The following is a 20447-nucleotide window of genomic DNA, read 5'->3' as shown; positions in this document are numbered from 1 at the left end:
TGCGCACGCTTCACTGCGCTCGCATTGAAACGCAGGGCGTAAGCGCCTGAGCGTGGATTTGACTTGCAGGAAGAAGAAGGGGCCGAGACGCCGCGCAGTCGCATCCAGCAGGTACACCACATAGTCATAGGTCGGTTCCTTGCCCCCGAAATGAAGTGCCTCGAACAGGCAGCCGGCTTCTCCCGGCTGGAAACCGCAAGGCAGGCCAGCCGATGGAATGACCGGACGCATGAGTTCAATACCGCACAGGTATTCACCGCCGGTGCCAATGATGTTCTTGAGATTGCCCATCGTGGTTGTGCGGGTAGCGATGGAGGCCGCCCGGGCTGCTGTCAGAGCCGCACAGGTTACTGATGGGAAGAAGGGATGTGTTCAGGAATACCGCAAAAGCGGATCAGTTTCGAAGGCCTTCGACTACGATGGGCGCTCTTGCGGTGGTCATTGATGGTCCGTCTCGTGCGGATACCGTCAGCTGGCCGGCAGCCTCACCGCTGCCGCGCAGAATGAATCTGCAAGCGCTCCGCCGCCCGCACCAGATCGGCCAGGGTCTTGGTCTGCATCTTGTCCATCACGCGGCGCTTGTGGACCTTGACGGTGATTTCGCTGATGCCCAGCTCGGTGGCGATCTGCTTGTTGAGCAATCCGCCGATGGCCAGTTCCAGCACTTCCCGCTCACGCGGGGTCAGCTTTTCCAGCCGCGAAGTGCTGGCGGCCTGCTCCACACGCTGATGCAGATCACGCCCGGCAATGGCCAGTGCCTCCTGCACCGCGCCCAGCAGGCGCTCGTCTTCGATCGGCTTGGTAAGGAATTCATGGGCACCCGCCTTCATCGCCTGCACCGTCACGGGAATGGTGCCGTAGCCGGAAATGAAGATCACCGGAATGGCATCGCCGCGCTGTTCCAGCTGCCGTACCACCTCGAAGCCATCCGAGCCGGGCATCTTCATGTCCAGCAGCAGGCAGCACGGCGTGCCCGGCAGCGACTCGCGCAGAAACTCGTCGGCCGAGGCAAAGCCGCGCGCCTTCAGGCCGGCCGAGGCCAGCAGTCTCAACAGGGCGGTCCTGACCATGCCATCGTCATCGACGACGTATACGGTACTTTCCATAATGAATCCGTCTTGCCGGGTTGCGAAAATCCTTGCACCGGCACGCCTTCGCAACGCCCCTCTTCGGGCATCGCAGGCCTTGCCGTGCAGTCCTTCGCATCATCAGCATTCAGGCCCGGCTTGGATTGTACAAATGTGCTGTTTTTTGTAGAAAATGCCTTTGTTGCATCCATCAAAGGCATATCGTTGCCGGATCGGCAAGGGTTTGGCGCGGCTTCGCCGGACTTGTCTTATCCACAGGGATAATGGGCGGACGGCAGCAGCGGTGCTAAGGTGTGCGGCCTGCCCCCCGCCCTCCGGAAGCGAGACACCTCATGAATGCCGCACAACGCAACCGCCTCCAGTCCTCCGGACTGGCCTTCCTCGCCGCCTATGTCGATACGCTGGGCTTCATCGCGCTGTTCGGCCTGTTCACGGCCCATGTGACGGGCAACTTCATCCTCATCGGCGCGGCCCTGGCGGATACCTCGCAGATGTCCATCCTGCTGAAATTCCTGGCCTTCCCGGCCTTCATCCTCGGCGTGGCCGTGGCACGCCTGTTCATCGCCGCCATCCAGCGCCGCGATGGCCGCGCCCTGGGCTGGTCACTGCTGCTGCAGTTGCTGTTGCTGACCGGATTCATGCTCTGCGGCATCGCCGCCGCACCGGTGCAGTCGCCCACGGCGGGCTGGGTGATGGCGTCCGGGCTGCTGGGCACGGCATCGATGGGCGTGCATAGCGCCATCAGCCGCCTGCTGCTGGCGCATCTGGCACCGACCTCGCTGATGACGGGCAACGTCACGCAAGTGGTGATCGACGTGGTGGACATGCTGCGCGGCGCGGCCGATGCCGGCACCACCGAGCGCTGCATCAAGTTCGTGTGGCCGGTGCTGTCGTTCGGCGCGGGTGCCATCGCCGCCGCCTTCGCCTATCACGCCATCGGCTTTGCCGGGCTGATCGTGCCGGTGCTGATCCTGGTGGCGATGGTGGTGTGGGAATTTCGCCAGCCGCTGCCGGCCAAGGCGGCCACGTCGTGAACAAGTCGCGGCTGGAAGCCTTCAGCGATGGCGTCATCGCCATTGCCATCACCATCATGGTGCTGGGCTTGCAGACACCGCAGGGCGCCGGTCTGGCCGACCTCGCCCCGCTCATGCCGCCGCTGCTGAGCTATGTATTGAGCTTCGTCTACATCGGCATCTACTGGGTCAACCACCATCACCTGCTGCAGCTGGCCACGCAGGTCGACCGGCGCGTGCTGTGGGCCAACCTGCACCTGCTGTTCTGGCTGTCGCTGCTGCCCTTCGTCACCTCGTGGGTGGCCAACCATCATCGGCAGAGCGCACCCGTGGCCTGCTATGGCGTGGTGCTGCTGATGTGTTCGGTCTCTTTCCTGCTGTTGAAACGCGCGCTGCGCCACAGTGAAGCGGCGCATCCTTCGCTGGCGGCCATGCTGGGACACGGGCGCAAGAATGCGCTCTCCATCCTGCTCTATGCGGTGGCCATTCCGCTGTCACTGGCCACCCCGCTGGGCGCGACCGCCATCTACGTGCTGCTGGCCCTGCTGTGGTTCCTGCCGGACCATCACTTCGAGGCGGCCCGCTCGCAATGAAGGCGCGGACTTATCCGCCGATCTTGTCCCACAGCGCCTGACCGTTGAAATCGCGGATCACGGCGTGGGCACCGGCAGCCCGCAGGCGCGCTTCATCCAGTCCACCCAGCATGCCGAAGGTCCAGACCTGGGCGCTGCTGGCGGCTTTCACGCCCGAACTCGAATCCTCGAAGGCTACCGCCTGGTCCGGTGTGCCGCCCAGCAGTTGCAGGGCGGTCAGGTAGGGCAGGGGATCGGGTTTGGCGCGTTCCAGCTCATCGCCAATCACCAGCGTATCGAAGCGGCCGGCCAGGCCGGTGGCCTTCAACATCAGCTCGGCATTGGCGCGCGGTGCATTGGTCACCACTGCCGTGCGTCCGCCGATGCGGGCGATATGGTCGAGCAGGCGTTCGATGCCGGGCGTGGGCGCGACCTGCTGGTCCAGCTGCGAGCGGAACAGCTGTTCCTTTTCTTCGGCCAGCGGCTGGTATTCCGAGGCCGGCATGCCGGGAAACAGGTGATCGAAGATCATGGCGTTGGACGCCCCCATGATGTGGGTCTTGTAGTAGTCCACATCCACCGAGCGGCCCCAGCGCGACAGGATGGTGTTGAAGGCAGCGTGGTGCAGGGCATCGCTGTCCATGAGGGTGCCGTCGAGGTCGAACAGGAAATGCGTGATCGGAGTGCTGTGCGTGTTGGCCATGGGAATCCGTAGCAGGTTGGGGCGGCAGGGCAGGATGCCGGTGTGTGAGGCGCTCATTCTATAAGACTCGGTGCAGCGCTGCTGTGCAGTTTTCCGTACTGCGTCCTGAGCATTGTTCTGCCGCTCTTTCTGTACGTTTTTCCGTACTGATTCCTGTAGTGAATTCGGCACGGAATTTTGTACGGAATTCTGCACGTTTTCCTGTACGCCGACTCCGCGCTTCCCTGCTCTCCTACGCCACCTGCCGAACTCCGCCGATGGCGCGCGCGCCAGCGCGCGCCTACAGTCTCTCCGTGGCAATGCCCCCCAGCCCTGCGCCAGTCGCAGAGATCAATCCATCAAGAATCGCGAGGAGACTCATGACCACCTCAACCATCCATCCCCTTCCACCGGCCAGCGTCGAGGCCGCCAACAACAACGGCTCCGGCGTCTCGTGGGGTGCCATCCTGGCGGGCGCTTTTGCGGCGGCGGCCTTGTCCTTCATCCTGGTGATGCTGGGCTTTGGCCTCGGCTTCTCGTCGATCTCGCCGTGGTCCGGCGAGGGCGTCTCGGCCAAGGCCATCGGCTATTCCACGGCCGGCTGGCTGCTGTTCACCCAGATCGCCGCCTCGGCCATCGGTGGCTTCCTGGCCGGCCGCCTGCGCGTGAAGTGGGCTGGCCTGCATACCCGTGAAGTCTATTTCCGCGATACCGCACATGGCCTGCTGGCCTGGGCCGTGGCTTCGCTGGCCACCGCCGCCCTGCTGGGCTCGGCCGTGGGCAGCGTGATCTCGGGCGGGGCCAAGACCCTGGGTGCCGCCGGTGGCGTACTCGGTACCGGCGCTGCCGCGACCGCTGCGGCCATGGGGCCGGAGGGCGCGCAACAAGCTGGCAACCTGGCTGATCGTGCTTCGGGTTATTTCATCGATTCCATGTTCCGTAGCGGCACCGCCAATGGCACCGCCAACACCAGCGCAGCCCCTGCCGCACCGGTGACTCCGGCCGCCGGCAGCGATGCCGCCACCGCTGCTCCCGCCGCTCCGCTGGCTGCACCGACTCCCGCCGATGGCCGTGAGCTGACCTCGGCCCAGCGCATGGAAGTGGTCCGCGTCTTCGGTTATTCGCTGGCCAACCAGCAACTGGCCGACAACGACAAGCGCTACCTGGGCCAGCTGGTGGCACGCCATACCGGCCTGTCGCAAGCCGATGCCGAGAAGCGCGTGGCCGATACCTTTGCCGCCTACCAGCGCAATCTGGACCAGGCTGCCACCAAGGCCAAGGAAGCTGCTGATGCCGCCCGCAAGGCTGCTGCCTATGCCTCGCTGTGGATGTTCCTGGCCCTGCTGTGCGGTGCCTTCGTCGCCAGCCTGCTGGCCACCTACGGCGGCCGCCTGCGTGATCGCAACGAACTCTACGGCGAACCGGTGTTGCGTCATGAACTTCGTGACCATCGCGTCGGCGAACCCGAGTTGCGTTGAACAGCGCCCTCCCGCGCCACGTTTCGCCGAACCTGAACACCAACCTTCATAGGAGACTGACATGGGTGCCATTCTGCTCTGGCTCTTGGGGATTCCGATTCCCATCATCCTGCTGCTGATCCTGCTGTTCTGAACGCAGCCATCAATGCAGCAAAGGCAAACGCAGTAACGCACAAGGGCGGCCAATTGGCCGCCCTTGTGCTTTGGCTGGTGAGACCTGCCGTTTACACGCCGAAGATGCTACCGATCGTGGACGGGTTGTACTGCACGCCCTGCAGGGTCAGGTGGTAATACAGCTTGCCCGCGCCCGCGCCGTCCAGGTCGATCTGCAACTGAGTGCTGCCGTTGAGATCGGAGGCCGTGACGTAGTTCTTCACGAAGTCCTGGTTCACGATCTGGCCAAAGACCTTCACCCGGTCCATGCCGACCGTGAAGTCGGTAACGGTTGCCCTCAGTGCGCTCGTCTTGCCGAAGCTGCCCACGGTGATCCTGTCGTCGCCTGCACCGGTTTGCACAAGGATGCCGCCGGTGGCCTCGGGATCGGCCGCAGCACCCACGACCAGCTCGTCGTTGCCATTGCCGCCGACAATGGAGGTTCCCGCCTGCGCGGCCCAGTACCAGCCGAGCTTGAGGCCCTGCATGCTGGTGGTCTGGCCCAGGCGCGCACCGGGAGTGAGCACGGTGGCGCTGATGCTCAGGTCCTGGTAGTAGCCCGGTGGCAGCACGCCGGCCGGGATGCCGATGGCGAAGCTGCCTGCGCCCACATCCTCGAAGGCCACGACCTTGCCGCCCATCTGGATGGTGACCAGATAGCGGTCCGATGCGCTGCCGCCGCCGACCGTGCCGACGAACACCGGGCCCTGGTTGCCGTGCCCGGAGGCAAAGCTGGTGTCCGCATCGCTGATGACGGCATAGGAGGCGCCGGACTGGCCCAGCGACTGTGCCTCGGAGGCGGACTGCTTGCTGCCGCGCACGCCCAGGTCCGACAAGGTCACCGGTGCGCCACCGGCTGCCACGTTCACGCTCAGGTTGCTGTTGACGGAGTTGCCGCCGGTGTCGGTATAGCGGACCTCCAGATCATGCCTGCCGGCCGACAGGCTCTGGAAGACGGCGACGTCCACTTCCTTCGGTCCTCCCCCGAGATCGCTGGCGACCAATGTCTTGCTGCCCACCAGCCGGCCACCTTCATACAGCTCGATCACGTTCCCCGCTACGTTGTTGGAACTGTCGAACCGGACGTGGATCACCGGCCGGCTGCTGGTGTTGGCCACACTCAGCTGGTACAGCAAGCCGATGTTGGCCAGGCCGACATCACTGAGGCCGGTTTCCATGTCGGGCTGGACCTTGTACTGGTCCACGCTGTTGCGCTTGAAGCCGCCCAGCATTTCCAGCGTCAGGTTGTTGAGCCCGGCCGCGCCGGCAGGCTTCAGGCCCAGGCGCAGCCAGGCCCCCAGCGTATCGAGGCTGCTGCCCTGCTGCAGCAGGCTGAAGGAGGTGGTACCGGTCCCCAGCTTGTCGAACATCTGGTAGCTCTTGAGGCTGCCGATGCTGGTGTTGCCGTCGCCGGAGACGCCCTTGCCGCCCCATTCGGCGGAAATGCCGCGCAGCGCGGAGAGCAAGGTGGCCGCAGTGAAACCGGCAGGCAGCATCGGGATGGCCTCCTCGCTCTTGGTCAGCACGGCCGGGAAGCTGAGCGGGGCCACGGGCGCGCCGAAGACGTTGGACATCTTGATGAGCCCATAGCCGAACTGTCCGTCCACCACGCTCACGGTCAGGCTGGCCGGTATCGTCCTGAGGGTCGACATGTCCACGCGGCCCTTGCTGGTATTGCCCGCCTGATCGACCAGCGCGATCTCGAACCGGTGTTCGTTGTTGAGGCCGATGCTGAGATCGGTATTGGGCGGGAAGCTGTACCTGAGCCCCTCCAGGATGGCCTTGACCTGGCTGCCGGGCAGGCTGGCCCCATTCTGGCGGCTGATGCTCAGCTCACGGGTGGCGGCAGTGTAGCGGATCGCCAGCCCGTCCACCCCGCCGATGCTGCCGGTGACGTTGAAGTCGGTGGTGGTGGGGAGCCGGTTGTCCGTATTCAGGATAATTTTTTCAGAGCCTGCGGGGCTGGTTCCCGCAGGCACAGGCAGTGTCAGCACCACCTTTGCGGTGTCGCCTGCCACGGGTGCGGTCACCTCGCCCTTGAAGAGCTTGACCCCGTCGCTGGTCTGGTCTCTGGGAACGATGGTGTTCACCGTGGCCTGATTCCCGGCCTGGCTGGCATCCAGGTCGAGGTCGGGGGCGCGGGTATCCACGATCAGCGTGGCGCGCGAGGTGGAGCCGACCGCATCTTCAGGGCCGAGCAGGGTGATGTCCACGCTGCGTTGGACATCGTTGCGGGTGCTGGCGACCATGCGCAAGCCTTCCAGGATCCGCTTGACCTCGTCGCCCGAGAAGTTGGTACCGTTGCTCTTCCTGATGATCACTGCTCCTTCGGACGTCATCCACCAGTGCAGGTTGAAGATGTTGGCGATGGAGCCGAAGTAGGCCTGCGTGCCCTCTGAGAGGGTGACCACCGCGGCATCGGTACTGTAGATCATCTCATTGATGGGATGCACCCCGAAGAAGTTGAGCTTGATGGTCTGCGGCGTCCCCGTCGGTGCCACCATGTCCCTGACGAAGGGGGTACCTTCTGTGAGGCCGTTGGTACTGACGAACTGGCTGTTGAGGTAGCGCGTGGAACTGCGCTGCACGCCTGCCTGACTGGCGTTGAGGTCGACCTGCAGGCCATATCCCTCGGACTGGATGGTGACCCGCGCGGTATCATAACTGCGGCGTCCGCCCTGGTCGATGAGATTCACTTCCAGGGTGCGTGGCTCGAACGTGGTGGCCAGGTCCAGTGAGTTGCGCAGCTTGATTGTGGCCAGGATCTTTTGCACTTCGGCCCCGATCAATGCGGCACCGGAGGTCTTGGACAGCGTCAGCGTGGTGACGTTGTTGGTGGTTTTGGTGGCCTCACAGGTCACGCCGCTCACACCGCCCACGGTCAGGTTGTCCACGCGTGCGTGACTGGCGTTCATGCGGACTTCGGTGCCGTCCAGCACCAGCAGGTCGTTTTCGCTGATGGGCCGGTCCCTGAAGAGGGACTTGTTGTTGTACACCAGCTCGATGGTGCGCGTGGCGCTGCCGGCCGGTGCAGCCACCGCACCCAGGAGGGGCAAGCCGTTGAGCAGCTCCGTACGGGTCGCGGAGAGCCGCACGCTGCTCTGTACGCCGGTCGTGCCGGCATCCAGGTCAAGGGCGGAGGGGGTGGTGGTGGACATGCTGACCTTGATCTGGGCCGGATCGCTGCGGTTCTCCGGACTGGACTGTTGCACTGCCTTGTAGGTCCAGGGCGTTTCGCTCCAGCCGTTGGCATTGACCAGGCTCACGCCGCCCAGCGTGCGCTGGTGCGAGCTCACGCCGCTGTTGCGCAACTGTTCCTCGGCCACCAGGCTGGCGCTGCGATCGACGGCCACCCAGCTCTTGACGGCCTCCGGTGTCAGCGCCGGCTGCGAGGACGGTGCCTCGCGATACCACTCGCTGCTGTCGCCGCGGCGCGAGATCACGTAGCCGCCGCCGAGGGCCGACCACACGTACCAGTCGGTGTCGCCCGTGCCGGTACGGTAGATCGGCTTGCTCATGTCGACCACCGGCATGCCGCTTTCAGAGAAGGCTGCGCTGAAATAAGGCGTGGCTCCGCGCAGCTTGACGATGGCCTCGGTGGAGTGCACCAGTTGATAGACCGCATTGGCCGTGGTAATGGCACCCGTCACCGTCTTGAATCCGGCAATGGTGAGCGTGCGACCGACTTCGACCCGGCCTTTGCCGCTGGCGTCCAGAATCGTGCGGCCCACTTCGCTGCCATCGTCACGGCTGATGATGGCGGTCATGCCGGCGCGTCCGCTGACTTCCAGCACCATCTTGTTGCCTGCGGACGGGGCAGTGTCGGCGGCATCCAGCAGCGCCGTGCCGTCGGGCAGGGTGCGGATCGTGTTCAGTACCGTGACACCGGGTGCATCCAGCTTGGTCTGCAGATTGAACTCCAGCACCTCGCTCACACTGGCGTTGCCGGCCGCATCGGTCTGGCGCAGTTGTACGCTCTTGACGCCATCGGTACTGCCTTCATCGCGGCCCTTGATCTTGATGCGGTCACCGCTACCCACTTGCCATGTCGCGCCGCGATCCAGGCTGTATTCCCATACCGAACCGGCTTCCTGGGTACCGATCAGGATCGTGCCGTCGGTGGTGCTGCCACCGCTGACGGGTTTCAACAGGGTCGGCACCAGCTTGGCCGGCGCGACGGTGTCCAGGGTGAATCTGAACTCGTCGCTGGCGTCGCTGCGGTTGCCGGCGCGATCGATGCTGCGCACTTTCACCGTCTTGTCGCCATCGCTGCCGCCGTCCCTGGTGCCGCGAATGGGCTGGTTGAAGCTGCTCCACGCAATGCCGTCGAGGCTGTACTCGAAGCGCAGGTCGGCTTCAGTGGCCGCCGGGGCTTGCAGTCGCGAATCACTGGTGGTGCGATCAGTCCCGTCGCGTCCGGTATCGGCAACCAGCGACGGCCGCCCCGGCTTGCCTGGGGCCGTGGCATCGAGCTGCATGGACAGCACGCTGCTGATGCTGGTATTGCCGGCCGCATCGGTCTGGCGCACTTGCAGGCGTTTGGCGCCATCGCCACTGACCGTGAAGCGGTTGCCGCTGCCGTTGGTCCAGGTGGAGCCGCCGTCGGTACTGTATTGCCACGTCGTCTCCGGGTCCAGGTCCAGCACGTCGATGCGGCCGTCATTGCTCAGGTGCGAGGCTTCATCGCCGCTGCTGTTGTTGACCATTGCCAGGCGGGGTGTACGCGGGGGCGTGTTGTCCACCGTGAACTCCAGCTTGGCGCTCGGATCGCTGACGTTGCCGGCGCGATCGGTCTGCCGCACCTGCAGGCTGCGGCGGGTGCCGTTGTCGGTGAAGCTGACGGTGTTGCCGGTGATGCCCGTGGTGGACCAGGTGGTGCCGTTATCCAGGCTGTATTCCCAGATCGCGCCGGCTTCCAGGTTGTCGATGCGCACGGTGCCGTCGGTAGTGATGCCGTCGTTGGCCAGCGCACCGGAGTCCAGCCGCAGGACCGGCGTGGGGGCCGGCGGGCGTCCGGTGTCGAGGGTGAAGGCCAGGGGCGGGCTGTCGGTGTGATTGCCGGCCAGATCGTACTGGCGCACGATGACCGTCTTGGCACCGTCGCCTGCCGGCAGTGTCAGCCGGCTGCCGCTGCCGGCGACGAAGCTGCTGCCACCGTTGAGCGAATATTCCCAGCGGCCCAGCGGTTCCAGGCCGGCGATATCGATCACGCCGCTGTTGCTGAACAATCCGCTGGCCGCGTCACCCCGTGCTCCGACCAGGCTCAGGCCGGGTGCGGGCGGGGGGCTGGTGTCCAGGGTGAAGCCCAGGCGGCTGACGCTGCCGGCATTGCCGGCCACATCCAGCTGGCGTACTTCCAGATAGACGTTCCTGACCTGGCTGGGGGCCAGGCCGATCGGATTGATGGTGGTGCCGCTGGCATCGGTCCAGGCCGGGTTGTCGGCATAGTCGTTGCGGTTCAGGCGCCACTGCAGTCGCGCACCCGGCTCCAGGCCGCTGACCTTGACGGTGTCATTGTTGGTCACCGGCAGGTCGTTGACGGTCCCGCCCACGCTGTCGAGCGCGATGACGGGGGCCGCCGGGGCCTGGCTGTCGAGGGTCAGGTTCAGGGTCTGCGCGGCGCTGCGGTTGCCGGCTTGGTCGAACTGGCGCACGCTGGCCGTCTGTGCGCCCTGCGCGGTGACGGTGAAGCTGTCACCCATGCCGGCCTGGTAATCGCCGGTGCTGCCGATGCGGTACTCCCACTGGGCATCGGCGGCTACGCCCGTGACCTTGACCTTGCCGTTGCTGGTGATGCCGTCAGTGGCCGAGACACCCGTGTCCTGTTCCAGCGTGAGCACCAGACTGGCCGGGGGAGCCACCGTGTCGATAGTCACCTGGTGGGCCACCTTGATGGAATCCACGCCGGTACTGGTATTGCGGGCTTGCAGCTGCAGCGTGCGCGCCACGCCATCGGCACTGTTGGCACCGAGCTTGGTCCAGTCTTCGGCCGTGAGCGTGTAGCTCCAGGTGAACTTGCCGCTGCCGGCATCATGGGCAGTGATGCCGCTCTTCATGACGGTGCCATCCGGGTAGAACAAAGTCAGCACATCGTTCTGTCCGGCGCTGCCGCTCAAGGTGACGCCCGCCGTGCGTTCGGCCAGGTTGATGATGTCATCGCCCGCGACCACGTCCCAGGTCGGTACGCCCGTCACGCTCAGCAGCAGCGTGCGCAACTGGTTCCAGGTGTTGAGCCCGCTGCCGTTATCGGGCAGCAGTGCCAGCTGGGCGCGAATCTGCGCCACCACGGCGGCATCGCTCACTGGCATGCCGATGAGGGTAAAGTCGGCCGGCAGCAGCGGGGAGGTGTCGAGGCCCTGTTCGGCCAGCGCCAGCTTGTGCACCAAACTGACCAATTGCTGCAGTTCCTGCGGCGTGTCGACGGCGGCGGCACTGCGGCTGTCCACCAGCGAACTGAGCAGCTGGACCGCATTGCGGGTGGCTCCCGCTGCGCTGCCATCGAGCTGCTTGAGCAGCGCCATGTCCACGCCGATGTTCTCGAAGTGTTCCAGCTTGGCCAAGGCGGCGGTGGCGGTATTGTCGGCCGTGCCGTCGGCTTGCTGCAGCAGCAGGCGATAGCTGTCGACCACGGCTTGCAGGGCATTGAGCTTGGCCACCGTACTGCCCTTGACGGCAGTGGTGGCCAGGGCCGCATTGACGGCGTCGCGGTGGCCGGCATTGTCGCTGATGCCGGTGATGGCCAGGGCCTGATAATCGGCCACGGTGGGGGCGGTGCCGCCGTTGGTTTCGGCATAGGCGATCACGCGGGCATAGGCTGCGCGCACGCTGGTGGCCAGGGCCTGCACTTCACCGAGGGTGTCGAAGTCGGTGACGGCCTTGGTCTGCAAGACGGCGATGAAAGCATCGCGTTCGTCGTCGCTCAGGGACTGGATACCGAACCGGGCCAACTCACCGCTGGCCGGCGCATTGCTGACCGGCTGCGTGCGGGGCTGTCCGCCCAGTCCAATGAGCTTGCCCACGGTGGCACCCAGGGCTTCGATCCTGGCCGGCGTGGCCACATCGGCAGCGGAGAGACTGTCGATGAGCGAATTGAAGAGCGACAGGATGGCGCCATCCTTGCCACCGCCACTGGGCGCGGTCACGCCCGCAATGGTGACGCCGATGTCGCGGTAGTGCTCACCGGTGAGCGTCACGGCGGTATCGCCTGCGGTGCCGTTGGCACTGTCGAGGATGGCGTTGTAGGCCGTCACGACGCGCTTGATGCCCGCCGGGGTATCGGCCCGGTCGGGGCCGATGCCGCTGGCATGCAGGGCGGCATTGATGGCCTCCACGCGCTCCGGGCTCACCAGTGCGATGCGGGCACCGGTGGCATCGGTCTCGAGGCGTGCCAGCCCGATGGCACGATAGTCCTCGGCGGTGGGTGCGGGGGCGGTTGGCGAACCGGTTTCATCGGCGTAATGCAGGATCTTGTCTTGGGCGCTGGCCGCGCGGCTGGCCAGGGTCTGCAAGGCAGCGAGACTGCCGACCTCGCTGCCGCTGGCGGCAATGGCCGAGAGGATCGCGGGCAGGTGATGGCCGGGTGTGCCGGCGGCGTTGTTGTAGGTGGTCAGGGTCAGGCCCAGTTCCTGCAGGTGTGCCGCGCTCAGGTCGGTGCTGGCCAGGCCGGTGGCAGCGCTGTTGCGGACCGACGCGATTACGCTCAGCAGGTGGCTCAGCTTGGCCGGCAGGGCCAGCGCGGTGCCGGTGTGGTCCACCCCGAGGTTGCTGAAGTTGCGGGCAGTGATGGCGTCAATCAGCAGGGTCATGTTCGCCGCCGGAATGCTCGCCACTTCAGCGGGCGGCAGACCGAGCGCGATCAGCTCGGCCGGGATCGGGCGCGTGGGCGATGCCGGAGCATGGTCAAGGGTACTGTCCACCACACGCTGTGCGGCACCGATGATGGCCTGCAGGAGTGCCGGCGTATTGGCGCGGCTGCCATCGATGGCGGGGGATTTCAAAGCATCGTTGAAGAGCTTGAGATACTCCGCGTTGCTGCCCGCGCCATTGACCGGCAAGGTCAGGCCGATGGCTTCCAGCTCGGCTGCCGTGGCGAGTGCGCCGGCATTGTCTTGCGCCAGCTTGACGAGATGCTCGCGCGCGTTGATGGCCGCCGTGGCCAGCGTCTGCAGCGCCGCCAGCGAGACCAGCACGCTGCCGGGATCAGTGAGGCTCTGCAGCTTGCTGAGCACGAAGCCCAGGTTGTCGGAGCTGACGCCGGTCACGCCCAGCCATTGCAGGTCCTCCACGGTGAGAGAAATGCTGCCCTCGGCAGCGCCGCCCAGCGGCCCGATGCTGCCCGCCTTCATCAGCTGTTCCACCACCAGCGCCATGCGGTTCAGGCCGGCGATGGTGTTGATGCGGCTGGCGTCCGGCTGGGCGTGCAGGGCACTGTTCAGGAGCAGCAGCGCCGAGGTTGGATTGGTGGTGGGCAGCTGGATGCCGATGGTCTGGTAGTCCCCCTGCGTCGGCGCGCTGGTGCCGCCGTTGTTGACCCAGGCCAGTAGCGTGGCATAGCTGGTGGCGATGGCAGCCAGCTTTTCCACACTGTTGACGCCGCTCACATCGTGGGTGGCAGCATTGTCCTGCGAGCGTGGCGCGCCGGTGGCGGGATCCACGCTGTTGCCCTTGAACTGCACGGCATTGAGGAAGGCGCTGCGCGTGGCCTCGTTGGTGATGGCACCCAGGCCCAGGGTTTGCAGGCGGACCAGGCTCAGCGTGCTGTCCTTCTGCGCCGAGAGCGGATCGTCCGCGCTTTCGCGCGCCAGGCGGATCAGGTCGCTGACCGTGGCCGCCAGGTTTTCCAGACGCTCCGGCGTGCTCACGCCGACCGTGTTTTGTGCGCCGACCACGCTGTTGAGCAGCGCCAGCTTGTCGGCATCAATGGCACTGTTGGCGGACGAGCGCGCCAGGCTCGCCAGGTTCACGCCGATGGTGCTGTAGTGGCTGGCTTGCAGCGCATTGCCGGAACCGTCGCCGGCTGTGCCGTCGGCGGCCGTCAGGATGAGGTTGTAGGCCTGCACCACGTTCCTGAGCTTGCTGCGCGAATTGACATCGGGACCATTCAATTTGGCCACGGAAGCGTTGATGCTGGCCAGATTGTTCACATTTATCGCCACAGCGCCACTGCCGGCAGTGATGCCGGTGGCGGTGTAGTCCGCCAGCGTGGGGGCCGGGTTGAGCAGGCTGTCACTGGCATAGGCAATGATCTTGTCCAGTGCGTCGTTGCTGCCTTCGAGCAGTGCCTGGATCTCCTCCACCGTATCGATCTGGCTGGCCGTGCGATTGCGCAGGGCCTGGATCAGTGCCTCCAGGTTCTCGCCCTCGCCACTGGTGACGAGATTGCGCACACCCAGCAGACTGGCGGCCTCGGCCCATTTCTGGCGCCCGGTGGCGTCCAGCGTGCTCACACCTTGGCCATCGATGAACAGGGCCACGGCAGCGCCCAGGGCTTCCAGCTTGCCGAGGCTGTCGACCTGGTCGCGGCTCTTGCGATGCAGGACATCGTTGAGCAGGCTCAGGTGTTCAGTGGTCTTGTCACTGGGACCGGCCGGATCGGTCAGGCCCCACAGGGTCAGGCCCAGTTTGTTGTAGTCGCCCAGCAGCGGATCGCTGCCCGGCGTGGCGTCGGGCACCAGGTCCAGGTTGGCAACGGAGGCTTCATTGGCCTCGGACAGGATGCGGTCGAAACTGCCGACGATGCCTTGCAGCTGCTCGGGTGTGGCGACCTGCGCCTTGCCGATGCGCGTACCGGCCAGCAGCGAATTGAGCGCATTGACGCCGACCATATCGGCGCCGGTGACGCCCATGCCCGTGTAATCGGCCAGCACCGGTGCGGGCTGGTTGGCATCGTCGGCATAGGCGTGGATGCGGTTCTGGGCGGTGCTGGTGCTGGTGGCCAGGGTTTGCAGCTTGGCCAGGGTATCGACGCCGCTGCCATCATCGGCACTGGCCTTCAACACCGCCAGTACGGCCGGCATGCTCTCCGGCTGCAGGCCGGTCACGCCCAGCTTGGCGAGGAGGGGTTGCAAGGTGGCGGCATGCGTGGCCGGAGTGCCGGGCAGGTCGCTCAGATTGCCGGCAGCGATATGCAGAACGGTATCGCTGGCGCGGATCAGGTCCTTCAGCTCGGAGACGGTATCGATGTCGGCGCGCTGCTTGCCGCCACGGGCCAGGGCCGAATTGAGCAGGGCCAGGCTGGCTGGTGACTGCGGCGGGGTGACGCCGATCACCTCGAAGTCAGGTGCGCCGGGCTGCGCACGGGTGCCGTCGGCATTGCCGATCTGGCCGAGAATCCTGCCATAGGCCGTGACGATGGCCTGCACCTGTCCCGGCAGATGCACGTCGGGCGCACTGATGGTCGCTGAATCCAGCACCGAGTTGATGCTGGCCACCATCAGCACGTCGTCCACGCCGGTGATGCCGAGATTCCGGTAATCCTCCAGCAGCGGTTCCGTCGCGCCGGGCTCGTTGCCGGCGTACTTGCGGATGCGCTCGGCGCTGCCCATGGCATTGCTGGCACGCGCGGCCAGGGTCGCCGGGGTATTGACCTCGCTGCCATCGTCGGCGGTGCCGGCAATGGCCGGCAGTACCACGCGCAGTTCCTCGGCGGTGTAGTTGCGGCCGATGTGCAGGCGCTTCCACTCGTCGGCCGTCACCGTCTCCGGCTGGCCGGCCGCAATGCGGATGATGCGGCTGGCGATGTCGGCCAGCGTGTCCAGTTCTGCGCTGGTGTCGACTTCGGCCGCAGTGCTGCGGTCCACCGCCTGCGCCAGGAGCTTGACGGCATTGCTGCGTGCAGCGTCGCCGCTGCCGCTGGGGAAGCGGTTCTGCAGACTCTTGACGCCGACGCGCTGGAAGTCCGCTTCCGTGGGCAGGGTGGCAGGGGTGCCGCTGGCGGCGCCATCGGCCGCATTCAGGATCAGGGTGTAGGACTTCACCAGCCCGGCGACCTTGCTCCATGCATCGACACCGGCCACGCCCACGCCGCGCAGGGCGCTGTTGATGGCTGGCAGCCGGTCAGCCGTGACCTGGGCACCGGCGGCGGCCAGGTCCGGATGTGCGTATTGGGCCAGCGTGGGTTCGGCGAGGGTGGGGGTGGCGGGATCGATGGGCGTGATGCCCTGGGCGTAATTCATCAGCGTCTGCAGCGTGCCCAGGTCGAGGGCGACGATGGCGCGGATCTCGTTCAGCGTGTCGACCACGCCGCTGACTTTACCGTCGGCAATGAGCGAGGGCGGCACTGCGCGCAGCTGGTCGGCCAGGCGGCCGACGTTGTCGGCGGTCACGCCGGAGATGCCCAGCGTACTGAAATCTTGCGCAGTCAGGGGCGAGGCCAGATCGGTGTCGGCGGCGAATTGCGTCACGCGCAGCGCGGCGTTGGCGAGGCTCTCGATCATGGCGGTCGTGGCCACTTCATGCAGCGCCTTGCCGTCGATCACCTGGCCCAGCACGCGCGCAGCGGCCGGGGTCAGCGCGGTGGCAACGCCAAGCGTGGCATAGGTGGCGGCGTCGGGCAGGTTGGCGTCGGTGGTATTGCCGGCCGTGCCATCGGCCAGCGCTGCCACGCGCGCAGCGGCCTGGACGATGTCGCGGATGGCGGCGATGCTGTTGCTGCGTGCCGCAGGCAAGGTCTTCAGGGCGGCATTGGCCAGGGTCAGCGTGCCTTGCTGATCGGTTCCGGCCATGCCCATGTGTTCGAAGTCGGCCGAGGTCGGCGCGGGATTGCTGTCGTTGTCGCCATAGACTTTGGCCTTGTCCAGGGCCTGGTTGGCGGCCACGATGGTGCTATCGACAAGGTCAGTGAGGCCGCGCGCCTCATTGACCTTGTCGGGATCGGCGGTGGCCGCCACTGCGCGCAGGATGGCCGGCAGGTAGGCGGCATCGACGGGCTTGCCGATCAGGTCGGCCAGGCGCGTGCTGCCATCGCTCTTGGTGAGGGCGATCCTGGCCTCTTCCAGCGCCTGTTCACGCGAGGCTTGTGCGGTCTGCAGCGCAGTGCGCGCGGTCGCCAGGGCGGTTTGCTTGGCGGCCTTGTCGGCACCGGTGGCCAGGTCTGCTGCCTGCACCGCCGCCACCACGGCGGCTTTGGCCTCGATCACCGCCTTCTCGCGGTTGGCCAGCGGCACCATCTGCTCGATGACCTGGCTGCGATCGGCAATGAAGGTCTGGATGCTGTCGGTGTAGTTGCCCGCCTGATCGATCTGGCGTACCTCCAGCCGCGCCTTGCCATTGAAGGTGCGGGATTCGCCGATCAGCTGCAGCCTGTCGCCGGCTTTCCACTGTATCCACGTGCCAGGGTCAACGGGTACGCGCGTACTATCGGCGCGCAGCACCTGCAGCGTGGTGTTGCTGGTGCCGACAGCGGTGGCCAGGCGCAGGTGGACTTCAGCACCGGTCTCGAAGGCGGCCACCGGATTGAGGGTCACCTGGCTCTGGCCGGAAATGCCGTCGCTGTTGCTCACGCCATCATCGCGGTTCTCGGCCATGACCAGTTGCACCTTGATCGGCGCGGTCTTGTCCAGCGTGAACTGCAGCGGGGTATCCAGCTCCCGCGAGCCGCCAAAGCCGTTGGTGAACTGCGCACCGATCTGCACCACGCGCGCCTTGACCCAGACCGGCCCGTCCGTGCTGACCAGATTGCGGGCCAGGTAGTGCACCTGGCCGCCGCTGTCGATGCGGTCTACCGCCAGTCCGACCGGATCGATCCAGTTGCCGTAGATCGGCTGGCCGTCCGCGCTCTTGGCCGTGGCGACGGCGAACTGCAGACGTTCGCTTGACTTGATCGCATTGCCCAGTACCACCCGCACGGAAGCGTCGCTGGTGAGCAGGTCGTCATTGCCTTGCGGCGTGGTGCGCAGCGGATCGTTGCCCTCGCCCCCGGTGTAGAAGGAATCGTTGGCCAGCATGATCTTGTTGCTGGCGAAATCGGTGAGGCCGGGTGGCGTCTTGATGTCGATGCGCACATCGGCGTTGCCCTGCCAGAGGTTGTTCGCGCTGCGGCTGTTGTCGCCATCGCTGACGGCCACCTGGGCCGTCACGGGCTGTTCGCGCGTCACCTGCTTGAGCAGCTCGATGGCGGCCTCGTTGGGCCGCAGTACGGCAATGCCGCTGCTGTCGGCGGTGCTCACCGGCAGCTTCACGCGGACCTCCTTGCCCTGTGCGTCATGGCCGATGAAGGTCACTTCCACCTTGGACTGCGGTGGCGCACGGACCGCCAGGCCACCGTTGCCGAGGGCTTCCTGATTCAGGATCACCGTGCCGCTGTTGGCCGGTGCCTGCCACGGCGGACCGCCGGGCGTGGTGTTCTTGATGAGGATGGCGGGGTCGGACAGCGCGATGTGGTTGTCCAGCAGGAAGTCGTTGATGCTGCTGCCGTTGGGCAGCTTTTGCAGCTGGTCGTAGAGCCTGCGTGCCTGGTCGCGCTCACCCTGGCTGCGGGCAGGATCGTTGGCGCGCGCGTTGAGGCTTTCGCCGAAGAGGTCGGATTGGGTAGTGCCGTCTTTCCATTTGAGCCGGCTCTGCAAGCCATCCGTGAACTGCAGGGCATCGGCCAGCTTGCGGATGGCTTCGCCGTTGTCGGCATAGCGTTCTTTGTTGGTCTGGACCAGGTTGGCAATGGCCTTGAGCGCGATGCCGTAGTTGCGCGCGGTCACGCTGGCAGACTGCAGGAAGGCCGGATTGATCACGGCCGCGCCTTGCGCATCGGTGGTGGTCACCGGGGCCACGTCACCGGAGAGGATGTCGACCTTGAACAGGTTGCTGACGGCGGCATTCGCGCCGGTCACCGTGGTCGCGCCGACCTGTGCGGCCGCCAGGTTGGTCTGGCCGGTACCCAGGCCCGCCTTGAGCGCGGCCAGTTCGGTCAAGGCCGTGACGTTGATGATCTGATTGCTGCCATCGGCCAATGCCACGGCGCGCAGCACGGTGTTGCCCAGGTCGGTCATGCGCACGCTGGCTTCATCGGCATAGTTGTCGGCCACGCCGGGGGTGTTGTCGCGGATGGCCAGCAAGATCAGGCCCTTGTAGCCGGATTGGTCCAGCACCAGCGTGTAACGGCCATTGATGACCGGGACCGCCTTGCCGATCACCCGGCCTTCGGCGTCATAGGCGGTGATGGTGGCATTGTTGAGCGGGCCCAGCGCTGCAGCACCGGACAGGGTGGCGGCAATGCCACTACCAGCACCAGCACCGGACGCGGCAGCACCGCCGCCACCGCCGCCTCCGCCGCCACCCCCTGCCGCTGCCAGCAGGCCCAGGCCGCCGGCAATCACCGGCCAGGAGATGCCACCCTTGCTGCTGCCGATATCGGCCGGGGCATCGGCCACATCCTGTATCGCCAGCGAAGAGCTGCTCCCTTTGCCACTGGTGAACTTGCGCGCAGTGAGGTCGCTACCGCCCGAGTCGCCGCTGCGACTGCTGCCGGATCCGTCGTTGCCGGCCAGCGCTTCGGCGGGGCGCGCCTCGTCGGTATCGGGGGAGGCCGCGGTTTCCTCGTCGGTCTTGTCCTTGTCCGCTTCCTGATCCTGCTTGTTCCTGGCGACCTTGGGTTTGACCACACGCTTGATGCCATAGCGCGTGATCTCCTTGGAGGTGACGGTCACGGCAGCATCGGCCGGGACCTCGATGTGGTTGAGCTTCTCGAACACGTCACCCAGGGCGACATCGCCGTCGGCGAACTCCAGCATCAGTTGTGGTGAATTCACCGCCGCCACGGCACCGCGGCTGATGATGATCTTGTGGCCGCTCTCCAGCACCAGGGCCAGGTCGAGATCGATGGCGCGCACATCCTTGATGTCGCGCTTGTTGATGGTGCGCAGCAGAGCGCTGGCTTCGGTCAGATTCAGTACGGTAATGCTCATGGTGGCTGCTTTATCGTTGAAGGCATACCCGATCGCGTCATCCGGCATGCATGTTGATCACGACTACGCCAGCCGCAGGACGACAGAGGCCACGGCACTGCCGATCCGGCAGGCATGGCGATCATTGCGGAGGAGACAGGACTGGCCGGCGCAAGCATCTGCGTTCGGATCAGTGGGGCGAAGCCTGTCTCGGTGGAGGGAGCTGAAGCGGTTCCTGCCGGGGGCCGGTCGGCCTTGTCTTGTGTTCGGGTGGCTCGACCGCATCCGCCATGCATGACCAGTACTTCCGCCACGGCGTAGATTGACGGCAGAAATTATCCGTGCCGGGTCGGCGCAGGGCTGTCGAAATAATTCGATTTATTTGATCAACAAGCAGGTGTTTTGGGCAATTTCAAAAGTGTGCCGACGCAGGACTGGCGGCAGCCAACACAAACTGTGAAAGGAAGAAGAAAACTGGCCCTGAGGACAATGCACAGCGCCCGGGAGGACAGCCGCAATCGCAAGGGAAAGGAGGGAGGACCCGGCGGGTGCGCAGGGAACATCGCGGGATGGAAATCGGAGAGT

The 20447-nt window shown here is 65.7% G+C and carries 6 protein-coding genes; 3 read left to right on the top strand and 3 right to left on the bottom strand.

The genetic code is table 11. The features are described 5' to 3' along the window. Positions 1-485: 485 nt before the first annotated feature. Positions 486-1106 carry a response regulator transcription factor gene (locus tag MKD49_RS14685; protein ID WP_121041011.1) on the bottom strand — a complete coding sequence of 207 codons (621 nt, stop codon included), beginning with the start codon at positions 1104-1106 and terminating at the stop codon, positions 486-488. Positions 1107-1420: 314 nt separating this feature from the next. On the opposite strand from MKD49_RS14685, the gene MKD49_RS14680 reads away from it, so the two are divergent. Both MKD49_RS14680 and MKD49_RS14675 read left to right on the top strand, forming a co-directional pair. After that, positions 1421-2122: a YoaK family protein gene (locus tag MKD49_RS14680; protein ID WP_252696648.1), complete on the top strand. Its 702-nt coding sequence runs from the start codon at positions 1421-1423 to the stop codon at positions 2120-2122. Next, the gene (locus MKD49_RS14675) at positions 2119-2694 is read left to right on the top strand and encodes a TMEM175 family protein (RefSeq protein WP_199725047.1); all 576 of its coding nucleotides are present in this window, start codon (positions 2119-2121) and stop codon (positions 2692-2694) included. The genes MKD49_RS14680 and MKD49_RS14675 overlap by 4 nt, the downstream gene beginning before the upstream one ends. A 10-nt stretch (positions 2695-2704) precedes the next feature. Here MKD49_RS14675 and MKD49_RS14670 read toward each other — a convergent pair whose 3' ends face one another. After that, a complete protein-coding gene (locus tag MKD49_RS14670; protein WP_134224220.1) occupies positions 2705-3376 on the bottom strand; it encodes an HAD family phosphatase in 672 nt (223 codons plus the stop codon). 359 nt (positions 3377-3735) lie between these two features. Here MKD49_RS14670 and MKD49_RS14665 point away from each other — a divergent pair, with 359 nt between their 5' ends. Then, on the top strand, positions 3736-4833 hold the full coding sequence (locus MKD49_RS14665; RefSeq protein ID WP_252696647.1) for a hypothetical protein: 1098 nt from the start codon (positions 3736-3738) through the stop codon (positions 4831-4833). A 224-nt stretch (positions 4834-5057) separates the two neighbouring features. Here MKD49_RS14665 and MKD49_RS14660 read toward each other — a convergent pair whose 3' ends face one another. After that, entirely contained in the window at positions 5058-19883 is a 14826-nt protein-coding gene (locus tag MKD49_RS14660) for an adhesin (protein ID WP_252696646.1), read from the bottom strand. Between the last annotated feature and the right edge of the window lie 564 nt (positions 19884-20447).

The organism is Herbaspirillum sp. WGmk3, from assembly GCF_023952535.1.
Taxonomy (GTDB): domain Bacteria; phylum Pseudomonadota; class Gammaproteobacteria; order Burkholderiales; family Burkholderiaceae_D; genus Herbaspirillum; species Herbaspirillum huttiense.
This window is presented reverse-complemented; position numbering and strand designations above follow the sequence as displayed.

Coding starts and splice junctions, on each gene's coding strand:
- MKD49_RS14685 (WP_121041011.1), bottom strand. CDS start 1,106: ATGGAAAGTACCGTATACGTCGTCGATGACGATGGCATGGTCAGGACC.
- MKD49_RS14680 (WP_252696648.1), top strand. CDS start 1,421: ATGAATGCCGCACAACGCAACCGCCTCCAGTCCTCCGGACTGGCCTTC.
- MKD49_RS14670 (WP_134224220.1), bottom strand. CDS start 3,376: ATGGCCAACACGCACAGCACTCCGATCACGCATTTCCTGTTCGACCTC.
- MKD49_RS14665 (WP_252696647.1), top strand. CDS start 3,736: ATGACCACCTCAACCATCCATCCCCTTCCACCGGCCAGCGTCGAGGCC.
- MKD49_RS14660 (WP_252696646.1), bottom strand. CDS start 19,883: ATGAGCATTACCGTACTGAATCTGACCGAAGCCAGCGCTCTGCTGCGC.